This is a genomic window from Mesorhizobium sp. USDA 4775, assembly GCF_054062655.1.
The window spans coordinates 208,980-225,968 of the sequence record NZ_JBSSFM010000002.1 but is presented as its reverse complement, the minus strand read 5'-3'; the positions used below and the strand labels follow the sequence as shown (position 1 = coordinate 225,968).

At 59.4% G+C, this 16,989-nt stretch carries 14 protein-coding genes and 5 pseudogenes; 6 read left to right on the top strand and 13 right to left on the bottom strand.

Going from position 1 to position 16,989, the window contains the following annotated elements; all coding sequences use genetic code 11:
* Window positions 1-96 precede the first annotated feature (96 nt).
* Entirely contained in the window at window positions 97-795 is a 699-nt protein-coding gene (locus tag ACVILI_RS32975; protein WP_457102787.1) for an IS6 family transposase, read from the bottom strand.
* 229 nt (window positions 796-1,024) lie between these two features.
* On the opposite strand from ACVILI_RS32975, the gene ACVILI_RS32970 reads away from it, so the two are divergent.
* Window positions 1,025-1,237, top strand: a complete 213-nt coding sequence (locus tag ACVILI_RS32970) for a cold-shock protein (RefSeq protein WP_019863204.1) — start codon at window positions 1,025-1,027, stop codon at window positions 1,235-1,237.
* A 68-nt stretch (window positions 1,238-1,305) separates the two neighbouring features.
* Complete coding sequence (locus ACVILI_RS32965) at window positions 1,306-1,575, top strand: hypothetical protein (protein ID WP_240565542.1); 270 nt, start codon at window positions 1,306-1,308, stop codon at window positions 1,573-1,575.
* 227 nt (window positions 1,576-1,802) lie between these two features.
* On the opposite strand, the pseudogene ACVILI_RS32960 reads toward ACVILI_RS32965, so the two are convergent.
* Window positions 1,803-1,961 (bottom strand): annotated as a pseudogene (locus ACVILI_RS32960) (IS6 family transposase); the annotation flags it as partial.
* A 53-nt stretch (window positions 1,962-2,014) separates the two neighbouring features.
* Window positions 2,015-2,731 (bottom strand): annotated as a pseudogene (locus tag ACVILI_RS32955) (IS6 family transposase).
* A gap of 49 nt (window positions 2,732-2,780) precedes the next feature.
* On the opposite strand from ACVILI_RS32955, the pseudogene ACVILI_RS32950 reads away from it, so the two are divergent.
* A pseudogene (locus ACVILI_RS32950) lies at window positions 2,781-2,977 on the top strand (transposase); the annotation flags it as partial.
* 55 nt (window positions 2,978-3,032) lie between these two features.
* Here the strand turns inward: ACVILI_RS32950 and ACVILI_RS32945 are convergent.
* From ACVILI_RS32945 to ACVILI_RS32920, 6 genes and pseudogenes are all read right to left on the bottom strand, one after another.
* A complete protein-coding gene (locus ACVILI_RS32945) occupies window positions 3,033-3,458 on the bottom strand; it encodes a hypothetical protein (protein WP_014342038.1) in 426 nt (141 codons plus the stop codon).
* The gene (locus tag ACVILI_RS32940; RefSeq protein WP_014330244.1) at window positions 3,455-4,006 is read right to left on the bottom strand and encodes a recombinase family protein; all 552 of its coding nucleotides are present in this window, start codon (window positions 4,004-4,006) and stop codon (window positions 3,455-3,457) included. Before ACVILI_RS32940 ends, ACVILI_RS32945 begins: the two co-directional genes overlap by 4 nt.
* A 141-nt stretch (window positions 4,007-4,147) precedes the next feature.
* On the bottom strand, window positions 4,148-5,350 hold the full coding sequence (locus tag ACVILI_RS32935; RefSeq protein ID WP_240565482.1) for a hypothetical protein: 1,203 nt from the start codon (window positions 5,348-5,350) through the stop codon (window positions 4,148-4,150).
* Window positions 5,350-5,715 carry a hypothetical protein gene (locus ACVILI_RS32930; protein WP_240565481.1) on the bottom strand — a complete coding sequence of 122 codons (366 nt, stop codon included), beginning with the start codon at window positions 5,713-5,715 and terminating at the stop codon, window positions 5,350-5,352. Before ACVILI_RS32930 ends, ACVILI_RS32935 begins: the two co-directional genes overlap by 1 nt.
* A gap of 15 nt (window positions 5,716-5,730) precedes the next feature.
* Window positions 5,731-6,294 (bottom strand): annotated as a pseudogene (locus ACVILI_RS32925) (Tn3 family transposase); the annotation flags it as partial.
* 46 nt (window positions 6,295-6,340) lie between these two features.
* Window positions 6,341-7,324 (bottom strand): IS5 family transposase, encoded by a 984-nt coding sequence (locus tag ACVILI_RS32920; protein WP_457102789.1) that lies wholly within the window; start codon window positions 7,322-7,324, stop codon window positions 6,341-6,343.
* A 728-nt stretch (window positions 7,325-8,052) separates the two neighbouring features.
* Here ACVILI_RS32920 and ACVILI_RS32915 point away from each other — a divergent pair.
* Together ACVILI_RS32915 and ACVILI_RS32910 are read left to right on the top strand one after the other, a co-directional pair.
* Window positions 8,053-9,972, top strand: a complete 1,920-nt coding sequence (locus tag ACVILI_RS32915; RefSeq protein WP_038652234.1) for a potassium transporter Kup — start codon at window positions 8,053-8,055, stop codon at window positions 9,970-9,972.
* Window positions 9,973-10,100: 128 nt separating this feature from the next.
* Window positions 10,101-10,593: pseudogene (locus tag ACVILI_RS32910) on the top strand (IS6 family transposase); the annotation flags it as partial.
* 55 nt (window positions 10,594-10,648) lie between these two features.
* Here the strand turns inward: ACVILI_RS32910 and ACVILI_RS32905 are convergent.
* A complete protein-coding gene (locus tag ACVILI_RS32905; RefSeq protein ID WP_457102788.1) occupies window positions 10,649-11,632 on the bottom strand; it encodes an IS5 family transposase in 984 nt (327 codons plus the stop codon).
* Window positions 11,633-11,705: 73 nt separating this feature from the next.
* Here ACVILI_RS32905 and ACVILI_RS32900 point away from each other — a divergent pair, with 73 nt between their 5' ends.
* Window positions 11,706-12,404 carry an IS6 family transposase gene (locus ACVILI_RS32900; RefSeq protein ID WP_457102787.1) on the top strand — a complete coding sequence of 233 codons (699 nt, stop codon included), beginning with the start codon at window positions 11,706-11,708 and terminating at the stop codon, window positions 12,402-12,404.
* 88 nt (window positions 12,405-12,492) lie between these two features.
* Here ACVILI_RS32900 and ACVILI_RS32895 read toward each other — a convergent pair whose 3' ends face one another.
* The 3 genes from ACVILI_RS32895 to ACVILI_RS32885 form a co-directional block, all read right to left on the bottom strand.
* On the bottom strand, window positions 12,493-14,379 hold the full coding sequence (locus ACVILI_RS32895; protein WP_019863152.1) for an acyltransferase family protein: 1,887 nt from the start codon (window positions 14,377-14,379) through the stop codon (window positions 12,493-12,495).
* A gap of 285 nt (window positions 14,380-14,664) precedes the next feature.
* Window positions 14,665-15,450, bottom strand: a complete 786-nt coding sequence (locus ACVILI_RS32890) for an IS701 family transposase (protein WP_457102815.1) — start codon at window positions 15,448-15,450, stop codon at window positions 14,665-14,667.
* Window positions 15,451-15,475: 25 nt separating this feature from the next.
* Window positions 15,476-16,744: an IS256 family transposase gene (locus tag ACVILI_RS32885; protein WP_457102496.1), complete on the bottom strand. Its 1,269-nt coding sequence runs from the start codon at window positions 16,742-16,744 to the stop codon at window positions 15,476-15,478.
* Between the last annotated feature and the right edge of the window lie 245 nt (window positions 16,745-16,989).

Here is a 16,989-nt window from a genome sequence, read left to right as displayed (position 1 = left end):
GGCAGGCAGGATCGAAATCAGCTTGATACGAGTTGCCATGGTTCTGTCGCAAAGATCGAAACGGGACAAAGGATGGCAGGAATCCGGGTCGGCGTTCTATGCCGTGAGGATGGCGAACTGCTCGGCGATTGAGGGGCTGGGATTGTAGGCATACCTCGCCTGCCGTTTGCGCATCATGTGGATCATCTCGATGCCAGACAGGATAATTTCGGCGGTCGCCTTCGCCTTGAAGCCGAGCATGGAGCTGATGCGGCACTTGATCCGTCGATGATCCTGCTCAATGCGATTGTTGAGGTACTGGCTTTGGCGGGTGCGGATCGGCTTCAGCGATCGCCGCGATCGATCCCGCAAACGGCTTTCAGCATCGCAGGAAAGGATCGCCTCGTGATTTGTCTGGCTGCCGTCGATGACGATGCGATCCGGCCGGCCATGGCGCTCAAAGGCCTTGCGGAAGAAGCGTTTGGCTGCCGGCAGGTCACGGTTTTCGCTGAAGAAGAACTCGACCGTGTCGCCGACGCTGTCGATGGCGCGGTAGAGATACATCCACTTGCCGTGCACCTTGATGTAGGTCTCGTCCATGTGCCACTTCCCGGTGACGGTGCGCTTGCGCCGGTTGAAGCGCTCCAGCAGCTGCGGCGAGAAGTGCACGACCCAGCGATGCACGGTGGAATGATCGACGTTCAAGCCGCGCTCGGCCATCATCTCTTCCAGATCGCGAAGGCTGAGCTTGTAGGCCAAGTACCACCGTACGCACAGCAGGATCACGGATTGGTCGAACTGGCGGCCTTTGAACATTGCAACCTCCGAAATGGTTGTAGGATCCCTTGCCACTCGCGAGTAACAAAAACGTTGCAACACATCCAGTTTTGTCTACTTTCGCGATTGCCGCTTTGTCGTTCGCCGGCTGACCACGGCGCGGTCGCTCCCGACTTGCGGTCCTTCGCATTTACTGCATTATGCCGTGATCGAGCCCGGCATGATCGCCGAACCACAACGTGTTGCGAACTTTACAGGGAATACGCATATGGCGACTGGGACCGTGAAGTGGTTCAACAGCACCAAGGGATTTGGATTTATCCAGCCCGACAATGGCGGTCAGGATGTTTTCGTTCACATTTCCGCTGTCGAACGCGCCGGCCTCTCGACCCTCACTGACGGCCAGAAGATCAACTATGAGATCGAGCAAGACCGCCGCACTGGCAAGTCCTCTGCTGGCAGCCTCAGCAAAGCTGGCTGATTTTTCCTGCGTCCGGCAGAAGCCGGAGGACGCGGCATTTACGGGGGGACTCCGCAATCCTGCTTGCCTTGGACGATGCGATCTCGTCGGCTGTTTTGGCCGGTAGAGGCGCAGACGCTGAAATCTTCGGCGTGATCGATCTCACCAGCAAGATCGAAACCCGGATCGGCGCCATCAGCTTGGGGCGCGCAATTCAGTTCGTCGCCAACGCGTCGGTGCTTGGCTACGACGTTCACGGCGCATTGGTCCTATACGGCAAACCTGGAACGCCAAGCTTGAGGATATGGGATTGCGAACATCTGTGGGCGCAATATGGTGGCGCTCTGCTCCAGCCATAGTGGACTTCAATCCTGATTAAGCGCATCCTCCCGAGTGGGGGGAAGGGCTTGGACAGGTCTTGTCACGACAATCGGTATGATCAAATGGCGGAGGCGAACCAGCGTAAAGCGCTCGCGTTCCCTGCGGGCTCTGTCGCAAACCTTTCGGTAAGCGGACTATGACATGGAACGGTTCTGTCGCAAAGATCGAAACGGGACAAAGGATGGCAGGAATCCGGGTCGGCGTTCTATGCCGTGAGGATGGCGAACTGCTCGGCGATTGAGGGGCTGGGATTGTAGGCATACCTCGCCTGCCGTTTGCGCATCATGTGGATCATCTCGATGCCAGACAGGATAATTTCGGCGGTCGCCTTCGCCTTGAAGCCGAGCATGGAGCTGATGCGGCGGCACTGTAAAGTTATCAGCGGATTGATGCAGCGATAGCTGGCCGGGACGGCTGTCACGCTGCGGCGAGACACGCGATTTTGTTCCAGATTTGCATGGCGGCGTTGCGCAGGTCTCGATGTTGAGCCGATGACAGCGTATTGCGGGGAAAGTGGAACAGGTTGGCAATCGGATCATGGATGGAAACGAACCGCTGAAGCTGGCGTGCCGACTTGAAGCGTTTCATGGTCCTTTCGCGTCGTCGGGTCGGCTGGTGCGAATTTTCCGCTCAATTATTGAGGCCTTTGTGCGACCGGTGTTCGACACCGGGCATGAGGTCGCGCCTGGCGGCATCATAGGACCGGAGCTTGTCGGTGATCATGACCCGTTGTGTCCGCCCTTGAGCCTTCAGCAACTTGCGCATCAGACGCTTTGCCGCCTTGGCATTTCGGCGGCTTTGCACCAGCACTTCGAGGACGAAGCCGTCCTGATCGACGGCACGCCAGAGCCACTGCTTCTTGCCATTGATGGCCACCACACATTCGTCGAGATGCCATTTGTCGCCCAGGCAGCCGGCTGACCGTCGCTTGATCTCCCGGGCGAAATGCCGCCCGAATTTCTCCGCCCAGCTTCGAATGGTCTGATGCGTGACGATGATGCCGCGGGCCGCCAACATGTCCTCAACCATGCGCAGGCTGAGCGGAAAGCGAAAGTAGAGCCATACCGCGTGCGCAATGATCTCGGCGGGAAAACGGTGGCGACGATAAAGCGGATCACGAGCAACTTCTGACATGGCCAATGTTCGCACATCTTCATCAGCCGTCGGTTAACTTTACGGTGCCTTCCAGACAGGGATTCGTGAGAGTGCGCAGAGCTGGCGCGAGCTGCTGGTCGACGTGAAGCGTCGTGGCCTGCAAATCGCGCCCGATCTTGCCGTCGGCGACGGCGCGCTTGGCTTCTGGAGCGCGCTCGATGAGGTCCTTCCCGCACCAAGCACCAGCGGTGCTGGGTGCACAAGACAGCCAACGTGCTCAACAAGGCCCTGTCGGCTCGAAGCTGGGATTTTGGCCAAGTTGAAGAACGATTGGTGAACGTCAGGGTTTGACCTGAGCTTTGAGCAACATGGCAACATTGTCGGCGGTGAACTTGAAGCCGCGGCGATCGGGGATACGCTCGACGGAGATGGGATATTTAGGTCTTCGTGGATCAATGCCGGTGATCCGGAAACGCTCGCCACCAGCGATAAACTCGCGTTCGAAGTCAGCAGCCTCCAGGCCGTACTGTTCGGCCAGCAGGGCGAACATCTCCTTATCCAGATTGAGCGTCTTGCCGTCTGGCGCGGTTATACTGATGCGGAATGCTGGTTCGAATGAGAAGCCAGGTTCCAGGCCACGCCACCCGGTACTTTCGATGACCAGTCCGTGATCTGAGGCGATCTGTCTGCAAGCCTCAAGCATGCGGGCCTGAATCTGCTCGCAGGCGGCGGATGTTAAACGGGTGATGCGGTTGGCTTTGCTCATTCGGAAGCACCGTTGCGTACCTGATAGACCGTGCCACGTGATATGGCGAGATCGCGGGCGATCTTGCTGGGTCCCTGACCCTTTTGGAGGCGAAGCAGGATTTCTGCTCGGTCAATCTTCGGTGGGCGACCTTTGTAGATGCCACGGTTCCTGGCAGCGGCGATACCCTCAGCCTGCCGCTCGCGCCGCAGGTTAGTTTCGAACTCCGCGAAGACGCCGAGCATGTCGAAGAACGCCTTCCCGGCAGCTGTGGAGGTATCGACGGGCTGCTCGGTGGCCACCAGATGCGCGCCCTTGGCCTTGAGTCGGTCGACTACCACCTGAAGATCTCGCAACGATCTGGCCAGCCGGTCGATGCGGGTGATGACAAGGGTTTCGCCGGCATGGATAAAGTCAAGAATGGTCATCAGCTGCGGCCGGCCTTCGAGCGAGGCACCACTTTTCTGCTCCTCGCGGATGACCTCGCAGCCGGCGTTCCTGAGCGCGGCGATTTGCGCGGCGAGGTTCTGGTCTGTTGTGGATGTACGGGCATATCCGATACGAGCCATGTCCTAACCATGCGAACTGTTCAATTTGGGTGTGCCATCGTGTCAATTTGTTCAATATATCGTTTTGGACCCAAAATAAACAGGAAACCACGACCGCGACCTGTTCATTGACAATGTTCATGATGGGTATACTCAAAATACTCACAACAGAGATCCGCCGCCTGCGTCCAGTGTAGTCATAACGATATCTTCCACGAGCGGGATGTCCTGTAGAGGATGCTTGTGCATCAGCGCGAAGGTTGCGGCTACCAGTGCTTTTGACATCCGTTCCTTTTTGGCCGATTTGAGAATGATCGCGGTTTGCAGAAATCGTCTCGCCCAAATGTCTCGCCGGCCCTCGAGAAAGGCCCAGATCCTTTTTTCAACAGTCCGCACTGAGCGAGATCCCTGGAGGATGCCGCGTGTTTCTCCTGTGTCTTCAAACCAGCTATCGGTGAACGGGACGAGCGCATCCAGTGCGGGCTCATTGCGGAGCATCCGATCCAGTTGTGCCGCTGTCGCATTCTGGATCTCCTTTTGCGGATCGACGTGATCCAGCAAAGCCTGCAGATCCCTTTCCTGGGGCCGCAATTGGCTCAGGCAGCAAGCCTCCATGACGTCAATGAAGCCTGGCGCCGGTGGGTGGCCGTTTTCCATCCCCTCCGCCAGAGCCGCCTCCAGCAGCAGTTCGGCGGTCATTCGATCTATCTTGACGCTGTTTGCTTCCTGGCAGGCATAAGAGACAATGCTGTTTGCCTCGCGCTTTGAACGGCAATGAATGACAAAGGCATCCTTGATGCCGTATCCAGTCTTTAACAGGATCATCGCGACAAATGTTCGAGCTTGCAGTTTTCCCACAAACGTCAGGCCTTGCGCTCCAACACCGTCAGCGGTGGTCGCCATGATGTCGGTGATGATCGGCTCCGCTCTGTTTTGATTGGAGGCCTCTGCAAGACCTTTTCGCCGAGCCAACTTGCCGATGTCATCGATAGCCGCCCGGGCGGCAGTCGCTGGCAACCAGCCGCGAATGATCGGCAAATAGGATGCAGTTTCAGGCTCCAGCTTCCCGCGCATGAGCCTTTCTCGTAGGCCGGCGGCCACTGCCTCTCGCGTCAATGCTGTGCCGGAGGCCAGCCAATACAGCGCACAGCGCTCCAGAAAGGGATTGTCGAGACTCAAAAGATGATGGACAAACGCGGCTTTGACCTCCTCCGGCATTCCTGCCGACATCTCATCCAGGCCATTGAATAACTCATACGCGCCACCGCCTTCAGCTTCAACTTCTGCCGCTAAAACGGCAAGCGCGCCATCAAGATCCGGCATCGGGATCTCGTCGGTGGAATTTTCCCCAACCGGGTCGAGCATCAGTATGTCTGGCACGGCAGACTGGCACGCCGATACAAGCCAGCAATTTTCAAACGGTGAAGCGGCTCGCCAGCGCCGGCAGCAATGTGAGCCTTGATCGCCTTCTCCGCATTCTCCAGGAAGGCCTTTCCATATGGGCTGTCATTCTCGATGCCCATTCGGGCCTCATCCAGCAGCAATCCGAACAAGGTTGCCGCGTCCGGATGATCGTCCATGGACTGCATAACCTCAGCAACAATGGCGTCGCAGGCCATGCCATCGGCCAAGAGATCATGCTTTGCTCTCTCGAAGCAGAATTGGAACTGTGCCGACGACAACCCGTGCTGGTAGAGAACATTCAGGCATGCTTCAGCAATCTTGACCATTGGCATCTCCAAAAATTATGCGGCCAGCCGATCAAAGTCGATCCGACTATTCAAGTCGAGATCGAAACGGCCATAAGGATTGACGTGACTGTAGATGAGCGGCGTGAGGCCGCGATAGTCTTCCGGTGCCATCCGGCCGGCCCATTTCGGTTCCACCAGCACGGTCTGGAGCATGCGTGTGTTCACGTACACCAGTGAAGCTTGCAGCAGGTGCAAAGCCAGGGCAGAGATTTCCTGTTCATCGACTCGGTTGATGGCAATCTCGCCGCCCTTGCCGAAGAACACAAAGCCATTGGCGCTGTTCCAGTTCTCGACGACATTCAGCCCCTCGTGGATTTCTCGACGGAACGATTCCTGGCGAAGATAGCGGCACAGGAATATCGTCTTGACCGCGCGGCCGAGCTCGCTCAACGCTTTGTAGGTGGGATGCATCACCTCGGCGCGGGCAAACCGCCGCAGGATGGCCTCCGGGTCCGCCGTTCTGGTCTGCATGGCGGCGGTGTATTTGACCATCTCGTCATATTGCTGCTCGATCTCCTCCCAGCTGATCACGCTGGAAAGGATCGGCAGGGGCGTTGGTGCGCGGATATGAAATCGAACGCATTTCGATCATTAATGTAGTTGGTTATGCCTGCGTGACTTGACGCCGGATAGACTCCGGGCGTGCCCATGCCAGCATGCGGTTGAGAACGATGCAACCGATGGCAACCTCGGTCTGTTGAGCCGGAAGAGAGCGTGCTCGCAGGCGCCGTCCGATCAGCCCCTTGTATCGTCCGATGGCTGTTTCGCTCAGCGCCCGCTTGCCGTAGCCGGTGGCTGCCTGCCATTTCAGCCGACCGTCGCTTGCGATTGCGGCAATGTGCTTGTCCCTTTGACCAGGCGGTCCGCTATCACCGCTTTCCACCGCCGTGGCACGCGGTGGAATGACGATGTTCGCGGTTGCGCTGTGCTGCAGGATAGACCGATAGGTTGGCTTGCCGTCATAGGCTCCGTCGGCTGTGAACTGGTCGATCTCGCCGTCGATCTGATCGAGCAGCGGTGCCACCTGGGAAGGATCATCCGTGTCCTGATCTGTCAGCCTTTGGGCAATGATCGCGCCACTTTTGGCATCCACTGCCAGATGCAGCTTGCGCCAGTTGCGACGTGATCTGGTGGCATGTTTCTGCTCCAGCCATTGCCCGGCGCCGTAGACTTTCAATCCCGTGCTATCGACAAGCACATGCAGCGGGGCGTCCGGCAGCGGCGGGTTTCGTCGGGCTGATGGCTCCCACTTCTGTGCCCGACGGCTCAGCGTCGTATGATCTGGAACTGGAACTTTCAGCCGCATGAGATCCAGCAGCGAGTGGAGCAATCCCTCGGTTTGGCGCAGCCGCATTGCGAAGACGCAACCCAGCGTCAGCGCTGTCTCAATGGCGAGATCGGAATACCGGGCTTGGCCGCCGCGGGTCTTGCGTCGCGGAGCGCGCCATCCCGCCAGTGCCTCCGGCGTTACCCATAAGGTCAGGCTACCACGCCGGCGCAGACCTGCTTCGTAGTCACGCCAATTCGTCACCCTGAATTTCATCTTTCCGACGTGATGACGACGATCGGCGTTGTGTTTGTACGGCATGGCAACTCGTATCAAGCTGATTTCGATCCTGCCTGCCTATCGCCAAACCGTTGACACGGATCCATGCACCAACGCCGCTCGACGTCACATCACAATCGATTCATTGTTCGCAGGAACTGCTTTAGAAGCGCGCCGGCAGCCTGGGCGGGGGGCTTGGGGTTAGACTGCCGGCGCACGCCACTCATGAAGAGCGGCCCCTTTTCGCGGTTCCGACACCCATAGTCAACCCGGCAGTGTCTGGGTGCCCGCTGTGCTCTTGTCAGAGCGGCGCGATGTCGACCGTGTCGGCCGATCCTGCCCAACTTGGTGGGCCGCTCTCGTCGGCCAACCTGATGCTCCAGCCAGTATCGCGTTGCCGACCAGCATGAGTTCGCCGCTAGCAATCCTTCGTCGGTAATTACATGGGGTAATCGCGGCAGCCGCGCTAGATCACCACCTAAACCGGCGTTTGGTTATCGGTTGCGCGAAGTTGAGTAAGTGGGCGGCACGTGCAGCCAATTCTGCTCCACAATGTGGGCAGTCTTATACGTTCCGATACTGGCTCGGGGCTTCGTTACTCCCGCAGCTTCGGCATGGTCTCACAAAGGTCCCACGCTGGCTTCGAGGCTGATGAGCCTGCTAAGCCGATGGAGAACTCGCAATGCCGGCATTGGCTACCATACCGTGGCGGCACTTGATATTGCATCGCAGCAAGCGTAGAGCACCGCGCGCTTACCGGAGTGTCGCCCATGGCCCTTACCAATGCTGGTAGTGAGGCAGAACCCGTCGAACAATCGAGCCATCCCGAGATCGAACAGCACAGCACCAAGGTTCTGATGCTGGGCGCGCTCGGCGTCGTCTATGGCGACATCGGCACCAGCCCGATCTATGCATTCCGTGAGGCATTGCATGCTTCGTCCGGTGGCAATGTTGCCGAGCGCGGCGATATTCTCGGCGTGCTGTCGCTGATTATCTGGTCGCTCACCATCACAGTCACAGTAAAATACATCATGTTCGTGCTGCGCGCCGACAACCGCGGCGAGGGCGGGGTGCTGTCGCTGATGGCTTTGGCGCGCGGCGGTTTCCCGAAGCGCTCGGCGCTGATCCTGGGCATCGGCATCGTCGGCGCCTCGCTGTTTTTCGGCGATGCCGTCATCACGCCGGCGATCTCGGTGCTGTCGGCGGTCGAGGGCATGAATGTCGTTACCCCCGCGTTCCAGCCCTATGTGGTGCCGCTGACACTGGTCATCCTCGCCATGGTGTTCGCGGTGCAGCGCTTCGGTACGGGCGGCGTGGGCCTGGTGTTCGGCCCGGTGACCGCCGTATGGTTTCTGGCCATCGGGCTTTCCGGCCTCAACCACATCATCGACGATCCGGAAATCCTGCTGGCAGTCAGTCCACATTATATCGTCGCCTTCCTGATCAACTCGCCCGACGTTTCTTTCGTGACCATCGGTGCCGTCTTCCTGGCTGTCACCGGCGCCGAGGCGCTTTATGCCGATCTCGGCCATTTCGGCCGCAAGCCGATCGTGATCGCCTGGCTGGCGATCGTGTTTCCTTGCCTGCTGCTCAACTATGCCGGACAGGGAGCCTTCGTGCTGGCGCATGGCGGCGTCGTCGGCCATCCGTTCTTCGAGATGAACGAGGGATGGATGCTGATCCCGATGGTGGTGCTGGCAACCGCCGCGACCGTGATCGCCAGCCAAGCGGTGATTTCCGGCGCTTTCTCGCTGACCAGACAAGCGGTGCAGCTCAACATGCTGCCGCGTTTCGTGATCCAGCATACGTCGGAAAAACAGTCAGGCCAGATCTACTTGCCGCGAATCAACCTGCTGCTGGCACTGGTGGTGATACTGCTGGTGGTCGGCTTTGGCGAATCCAGCAAGCTGGCCTCAGCATACGGTATTTCGGTGACCGGCAACATGCTGGTGACGACGGTGCTGCTCTATGTGGTCATGCGGCGCATCTGGAAATGGCCATTTGGCGTCGCGGCAGGATTGACGGCGCTGTTTGCCTTCATCGACATCGGCTTCTTTGCAGCCAACATTGTCAAGGTGTTCGAAGGCGGCTGGGCTTCGCTTGCCGTTGCCGCGGTGGTCGTGATGACCATGTGGACCTGGATAAGAGGCACCAGGTATCTGTTCGAAAAGACCCGCAGGAACGAGATCTCGCTCGATTTCCTTGCCGGCAATCTTTTGAAGAAGAAGCCGCAGCTGGTATCCGGCACGGCGGTTTTCCTGACCAGCGATCCGCAAAGCGCGCCGACCGCGCTGATGCACAGCCTGAAGCACTACAAGGTGCTGCATGAGCAGAACGTCATCCTTTCCGTCGTGACGGCGCCGCAGCCGGTGGTGCCCGACAGCGAACGCGTCAATATGGAGCATATCAACGAGCTGTTCATGCGGGTGACGCTGACATTCGGTTATATGGTACAGCCCAACATTCCACGCGCGCTGGCGATCTGCCACAAGCAGGGCTGGAAGTTCGATATCATGACCACGTCGTTCTTCCTGTCGCGGCGCTCGCTCAAGGCGTCGCCCAATTCCGGCATGCCGGTGTGGCAGGACAAGCTGTTCATCGGACTGGCGCGCACGGCAGCCGATGCGACGGAGTATTTCCAGATCCCGACCGGGCGCGTGGTCGAGATCGGAACCCAGGTGACGATTTAGGGCATGCCGCAGCGTTGGTGCATCTGCGGACGCCCCATAGAATGCAAGACAAATTTTGATTTTATGGAGTGTAGTTGAGGGCACCGTAAAGTTAACCGACGGCTGATGAAGATGTGCGAACATGGGCCATGTCAGAAGTTGCTCGTGATCCGCTTTATCGTCGCCACCGCTTTCCCGCCGAGATCATTGCGCACGCGGTATGTCTCTACTTTCGCTTTCCGCTCAGCCTGCGCATGGTTGAGGACATGTTGGCGGCCCGCGGCATCATCGTCACGCATCAGACCATTCGAAGCTGGGCGGAGAAATTCGGGCGGCATTTCGCCCGGGAGATCAAGCGAGCGGTCAGCCGGCTGCCTGGGCGACAAATGGCATCTCGACGAATGTTTGGTGGCCATCAATGGCAAGAAGCAGTGGCTCTGCCGTGCCGTCGATCAGGACGGCTTCGTCCTCGAAGTGCTGGTGCAAAGCCGCCGAAATGCCAAGGCGGCAAAGCGTCTGATGCGCAAGTTGCTGAAGGCTCAAGGGCGGACACCACGGGTCATGATCACCGAAAAGCTCCGGTCCTATGATGCCGCCAGGCGCGACCTCATGCCCGGTGTCGAACACCGGTCGCACAAAGGCCGGCGTTGGTGCGCGGATATGAAATCGAACGCATTTCGATCATTAATGTAGTTGGTTATGCCTGCGTGACTTGACGCCGGATAGACTGCGGGCGTGCCCATGCCAGCATGCGGTTGAGAACGATGCAACCGATGGCAACCTCGGTCTGTTGAGCCGGAAGAGAGCGTGCTCGCAGGCGCCGTCCGATCAGCCCCTTGTATCGTCCGATGGCTGTTTCGCTCAGCGCCCGCTTGCCGTAGCCGGTGGCTGCCTGCCATTTCAGCCGACCGTCGCTTGCGATTGCGGCAATGTGCTTGTCCCTTTGACCAGGCGGTCCGCTATCACCGCTTTCCACCGCCGTGGCACGCGGTGGAATGACGATGTTCGCGGTTGCGCTGTGCTGCAGGATAGACCGATAGGTTGGCTTGCCGTCATAGGCTCCGTCGGCTGTGAACTGGTCGATCTCGCCGTCGATCTGATCGAGCAGCGGTGCCACCTGGGAAGGATCATCCGTGTCCTGATCTGTCAGCCTTTGGGCAATGATCGCGCCACTTTTGGCATCCACTGCCAGATGCAGCTTGCGCCAGTTGCGACGTGATCTGGTGGCATGTTTCTGCTCCAGCCATTGCCCGGCGCCGTAGACTTTCAATCCCGTGCTATCGACAAGCACATGCAGCGGGCCATCCGGCAGCGGCGGGTTTCGTCGGGCTGATGGCTCCCACTTCTGTGCCCGACGGCTCAGCGTCGTATGATCTGGAACTGGAACTTTCAGCCGCATGAGATCCAGCAGCGAGTGGAGCAATCCCTCGGTTTGGCGCAGCCGCATTGCGAAGACGCAACCCAGCGTCAGCGCTGTCTCTATGGCGAGATCGGAATACCGGGCTTGGCCGCCGCGGGTCTTGCGTCGCGGAGCGCGCCATCCCGCCAGTGCCTCCGGCGTTACCCATAAGCTCAGGCTACCACGCCGGCGCAGACCTGCTTCGTAGTCACGCCAATTCGTCACCCTGAATTTCATCTTTCCCACGTGATGACGACGATCTGCGTTGTGTTTGTACGGCATGGCAACGGATGTGTTGCAACGTTTTTGTTACTCGCGAGTGGCAAGGGATCCTACAACCATTTCGGAGGTTGCAATGTTCAAAGGCCGCCAGTTCGACCAATCCGTGATCCTGCTGTGCGTACGGTGGTACTTGGCCTACAAGCTCAGCCTTCGCGATCTGGAAGAGATGATGGCCGAGCGCGGCTTGAACGTCGATCATTCCACCGTGCATCGCTGGGTCGTGCACTTCTCGCCGCAGCTGCTGGAGCGCTTCAACCGGCGCAAGCGCACCGTCACCGGGAAGTGGCACATGGACGAGACCTACATCAAGGTGCACGGCAAGTGGATGTATCTCTACCGCGCCATCGACAGCGTCGGCGACACGGTCGAGTTCTTCTTCAGCGAAAACCGTGACCTGCCGGCAGCCAAACGCTTCTTCCGCAAGGCCTTTGAGCGCCATGGCCGGCCGGATCGCATCGTCATCGACGGCAGCCAGACAAATCACGAGGCGATCCTTTCCTGCGATGCTGAAAGCCGTTTGCGGGATCGATCGCGGCGATCGCTGAAGCCGATCCGCACCCGCCAAAGCCAGTACCTCAACAATCGCATTGAGCAGGATCATCGACGGATCAAGTGCCGCATCAGCTCCATGCTCGGCTTCAAGGCGAAGGCGACCGCCGAAATTATCCTGTCTGGCATCGAGATGATCCACATGATGCGCAAACGGCAGGCGAGGTATGCCTACAATCCCAGCCCCTCAATCGCCGAGCAGTTCGCCATCCTCACGGCATAGAACGCCGACCCGGATTCCTGCCATCCTTTGTCCCGTTTCGATCTTTGCGACAGAACCCTTTCGCCTCCCTCGGCGCTGGCCGCGATTCCTATTTTGCCTTGGCGACCTTGTTGCTGGCGGCAAAGCTTGGCCAGTATTTCGAGATGGCGAGCGTCGCGCCGGCGGACGAGAAATGACCGTAGTCGAAGTAGAGGAACTGCCGGGTGCCGGCGTCGGCATAGGAGCAGCCTGCTGGGTCGCACAGATAGGCCAACGGGTCGATGAAAGTTGCCCCTTTGACGAATGGCAACACCTGCTTGTTGATGTCCGGATCCATGGCCATCGGCCAGGATGTGTTCGCGGCGTGCTCCCGTTTTGCGAAGAACGCGATTTTCTGGACGTCGGCGATGAACTCCGGAGACTGGCCGATGACGTAGACCTTGACGCCCATGTCGCGCAGCCGGTCCACCGTCTTCTGCAGGCCGTCAAAGCCCCTTGCCTGGTAGTCGGTCCATCTGCCGCTCAGGATCACCGCCTGGATGTTGGCATCGCGGATGATCGACAGCGCCCGTTCGTTGAAGCGAGTGCAGGCCGGCCGAGCATAGGAGAAGTAGCTCAGATTGGGCGGGCAGCCGGCATAGGTGTACTGGACGACGTTGGCCTGGATCTTCTGTGCATTGGCCTCCAGCCCCGATACGTAGTGCGCGGCGAAGGAATCGCCCCACAGCAGCACATTGGTGGCAAAGCCATGCGTCCGCGTGCAGTCGGCGAGGTTCCAGTTCTCGATCCGGCTCCCGCCCTCGTTGAAACAGACGCCATTGCGCCAGTCACCCACCAGGACCCGTTCCGTCGAGAAATCGGGGAACCGCTGCGGAAAACCCTTGCCCAGCGCACCAGCCAAGCCGACGACGCACAACAGGGCGATCGCCGTCGCCGAGAACGCGAAGATGGGCAGGGGGGCAGTGAAGGCCCGCTTCTGGCGGAAGGGCTGCTCGACATATTTCCACGAGAACGTCGCCAGCGCGACGCTGGCCACGATCATCGCCATGATCGTCGGCACGCCGATGGCCTTGAGCGAGAGATAATGGACGAACGAATTGATCGGCCAGTGAACGAGGTAGAGCGAATAGGAGATAAGGCCGATCCACACCAGCGGTGTGAGCCGCAGCACCTGCGTGGCGACAGGGACCGGCCTGTCCGCATGGGGCTGGCCGGCATAGATGAGCAGCGCCGTTCCGATGCAGGGAAACAGGGCATTGTAGCCCGGAAACGGATCGCTTTCCGAAATCGTCAGGAAGCCGAAGGCGATCAGGCCAAAACCGGCCAGCCCGATCAGTTCAGTCAGCGGACGGCTGGCAAGCGCCGGCGGCTTTCTCAGCATGAGCATGGCGCCCAGCGCCAGTTCCCAGATGCGCGTCGGCAAGAGGTAGAAGCCGGCGGTCGGCGCCAGCGTGGTTGCCATGACCGCCAGGGCAAAACTGCCTATGGCAATCGGCAGCAATATCGTCAGCCAGCGCTTCGAGGCGTATCGGTAGATCAGATATACGAGGACCGGCGCGAAGATATAATACTGCTCCTCGACCGAAAGCGACCATGTGTGCAAAAGCGGCCGCAGTTCCGCGTCGATGGAGAAATAGTTGGTCGTTTTCCAGAAATAGATGTTCGACCAGAAGGTCGAGGCCGCAATTACGCTCAGGCTGTACTCGTGGAGATCCGACGGCAGGAGGATGAACCAGGCGGCGATACTGGCGAGCAGGATGACGAAGGTCAGCGCCGGCAGGATGCGCCGCGCGCGGCGCCAGTAGAAGCGGCCGATCGAGAACTGGCCGCGCTCGAGATCGTCGAGCAGGCTGCCGCTGATCAGATAGCCCGATATGACGAAGAAGATATCGACGCCGGTGAAGCCGCCGGGAATGGCCGATACGCCGAAGTGGAAGAGCACGACGGGCAGCACCGCAACGGCCCGCAAGCCATCAATATCGCGCCTGTAGTTCATTCGGCGGGTCCGCATGCCGCGATCGGCTGTATTCGCATGCCACAGCTTGGTGCACTGCTCATGCGGCGTCGTCCTGATAATGTGAAAAATGCCGGTTCGTTGGTCGCACGGGCCCATCCTCTGTTGCGCAACCTTGCTGCACCGCAACATGAGTGTCAAGGTAGGAAACAGGAGGTTCGATCGGCGAGCCCGATTTGGCACAGGCGCCGACGAGACCGGTAATTTCTTCTGTGGTTGCCGCCTGTGATGCAAGAAGTTTTTGATCCTTAGCTCGACTTTGTACGTTTAGGTGGCGAAGCATAGTGCTTGCGCCATTCGCAGGATGCGTTGTGGCGGGATATTTTGTCGTTCCCGGTTTGGCGGGGAGTGTTGATTAATATCGCCGATCCAGATTTCGAGGCGGACTGCGCCGATGGCATCGCTGAACGTCAGGCTGGTTTTTCGGTACCACGCTGCGGCGTATGGGGTGGTGGTGCTGGTGAGCAGATCGCAGGCCCATAGCGATACGAGGGTGTAGAGACCGAGCAATGTTGGGGTGGTTCGTGCAATGGCCTTGTCGGACCATTGCCGTTGGGTCTCAACGCCAAGGTGGGCGCGGGTCTCGGCGAACGTGACCTCGATCTGCCAGCGGCGGACGAACAGGGCGATGATGTCGGCGGGCTCGAGGGCGATGTCTGTGCTGAAGAAGGCTTGGGGCGCGCGTTTACCATCGGGATCCCGGACCAGCACCCAGCGGATCGGCATTACCGGGGTACCGGGCCTGTACCACAAGGCGGTATCAGACGTGATCTCGAGCGTCTTGCCGTCGACATGGCCATACCAGGCGGACACGATGATCCTGGCCCAAGTCGTGGCGGGGTTGGACAGGAGGGTCTTGAGCTTTGGTAGTGCTGGACCTTTTTGCGCTGGCCGGCCGAGGGTGCGCGTGGTCCGCTTTGGCGGTGGCGCAAACAGGCTGGCATCCAGTCGCAGCCGGCTGATGAGCGTTGCCCTGGCAGTGATGGCATGGGCCAGTTCATGGACGGCAAAGCTGCTGTCGCCTACGAAGATGACGCGGCGCCCTGGAGCTATGCTGGAATTTGGGTGACGAGGCTGATCAAGCGGCGCTCTGCGGCTTCAATTCGATGACCTCGATTCCATCTTGGAATCTGGCACCTGCGATGAGTTTCGGCAACTGATTTTGTCCTTTCAATCGTCGCCATGTCCTGGCGGCGGCCATGACCAGTTTGAAGACCATCAGCCTTGCGGTCTTCGATGATAGGGAGCCTTTCGTGCGCACCGTGCGATGGCGAACGGTGGCAAAAACGCTCTCGATGGGATTCGATGTCCGCAGATGATCCCAATGTTCGGCGGGGAAATCGTAGAACGCCAGCAAGGCATTCTGATCTTTGGTCAGGCAGTCGACCGCCTTGCCGTATTTCGCATCATATTTCTCGACAAAGACGGCAATCGCCGTCTCGGCTGAGGCTCGGTTCGGGGCGGAAAAGATTTCGCGCAGATCTGTCTTCATGCCGGCCTGCATTGAGTTCGGCACCTTGTTGAGCACGTTGGCTGTCTTGTGCACCCAGCACCGCTGGTGCTTGGTGCCGGGAAGGACCTCATCGAGCGCGCTCCAGAAGCCAAGCGCGCCGTCGCCGACGGCAAGATCGGGCGCGATTTGCAGGCCACGACGCTTCACGTCGACCAGCAGCTCGCGCCAGCTCTGCGCACTCTCACGAATCCCTGTCTGGAAGCCGACGAGTTCTTTTTTGCCCTCAGGCGTGGCGCCGATCAGCACCAGCATGCATTCGGCATGGTCTTCCATGCGCGCCTGGAGATAGACCCCGTCCGCCCACACATAGACATAATGGCGCGCCGAAAGATCGCGCTTTTGCCAACGCTCGTATTCGGTGGTCCACTCTGCCGTCAGCCGCGTGATCACCGAGGGTGAGAGGTTCGCTGCCTCCTTGCCGAGCAGGGCTGCCAGAGCTTCCTGAAAGTCGCCCGTCGAAACGCCGCGCAGGTAAAGAACGGGAAGCAGCGCGTCCAGACTTCGCGTCCGACGCGCCCATTTGGGTAGGATCGATGAGGAAAACCGGACCCGGTCCGCTTCGCCGGTCGCGCCGCGGTCCCGGACCTTCACCCGGCTGACGGGCACCGGCCCGATCCCCGTCTGGATGCTCCGCTCCGGGCCGCGACCGTGCCGGACCAGCCGCTCACGTCCGTCCGGCAGCTTCAGATCCCGCATCTCGGCAAGAAACGCTTCGGCCTCCATCTCGATCGCCTGCGCCAGCAATTTGCGCGCGCCGGTGCGGAGCACATCCGTCAGGGGATCATCGATCTCGTCGGGCTGACGAAGGCGAACAATGTTGATAGTCTCGTTCATGGCGTATCGCTCTCCTTGAGAGGTTCTGGCAGGCTTCAATCACCCGCCTCGATACGCCGCCCTTCTCAAACCGTCATCACCCATTTTCCGCCATAGCTCGGCGAAGCTGGCGGTCGCTATTTCGTGACAGCACCGACCAACGGGCAATCCGGGATCGCGCCCTTCATGCCCTTCGGGAAGTAGGCTACCGCGGCTTTGGCGATGTGACGGTGATTTCGGACGGCGCCTAAATCCTGAAGCGGCTA

Coding starts and splice junctions, on each gene's coding strand:
- ACVILI_RS32900 (WP_457102787.1), top strand. CDS start 11,706: ATGTTCAAAGGCCGCCAGTTCGACCAATCCGTGATCCTGCTGTGCGTA.
- ACVILI_RS32885 (WP_457102496.1), bottom strand. CDS start 16,744: ATGAACGAGACTATCAACATTGTTCGCCTTCGTCAGCCCGACGAGATC.
- ACVILI_RS32975 (WP_457102787.1), bottom strand. CDS start 795: ATGTTCAAAGGCCGCCAGTTCGACCAATCCGTGATCCTGCTGTGCGTA.
- ACVILI_RS32895 (WP_019863152.1), bottom strand. CDS start 14,379: ATGAACTACAGGCGCGATATTGATGGCTTGCGGGCCGTTGCGGTGCTG.
- ACVILI_RS32935 (WP_240565482.1), bottom strand. CDS start 5,350: ATGCTCGACCCGGTTGGGGAAAATTCCACCGACGAGATCCCGATGCCG.
- ACVILI_RS32940 (WP_014330244.1), bottom strand. CDS start 4,006: ATGGCTCGTATCGGATATGCCCGTACATCCACAACAGACCAGAACCTC.
- ACVILI_RS32945 (WP_014342038.1), bottom strand. CDS start 3,458: ATGAGCAAAGCCAACCGCATCACCCGTTTAACATCCGCCGCCTGCGAG.
- ACVILI_RS32930 (WP_240565481.1), bottom strand. CDS start 5,715: ATGGTCAAGATTGCTGAAGCATGCCTGAATGTTCTCTACCAGCACGGG.
- ACVILI_RS32920 (WP_457102789.1), bottom strand. CDS start 7,324: ATGCCGTACAAACACAACGCCGATCGTCGTCATCACGTCGGAAAGATG.
- ACVILI_RS32970 (WP_019863204.1), top strand. CDS start 1,025: ATGGCGACTGGGACCGTGAAGTGGTTCAACAGCACCAAGGGATTTGGA.
- ACVILI_RS32915 (WP_038652234.1), top strand. CDS start 8,053: ATGGCCCTTACCAATGCTGGTAGTGAGGCAGAACCCGTCGAACAATCG.
- ACVILI_RS32905 (WP_457102788.1), bottom strand. CDS start 11,632: ATGCCGTACAAACACAACGCAGATCGTCGTCATCACGTGGGAAAGATG.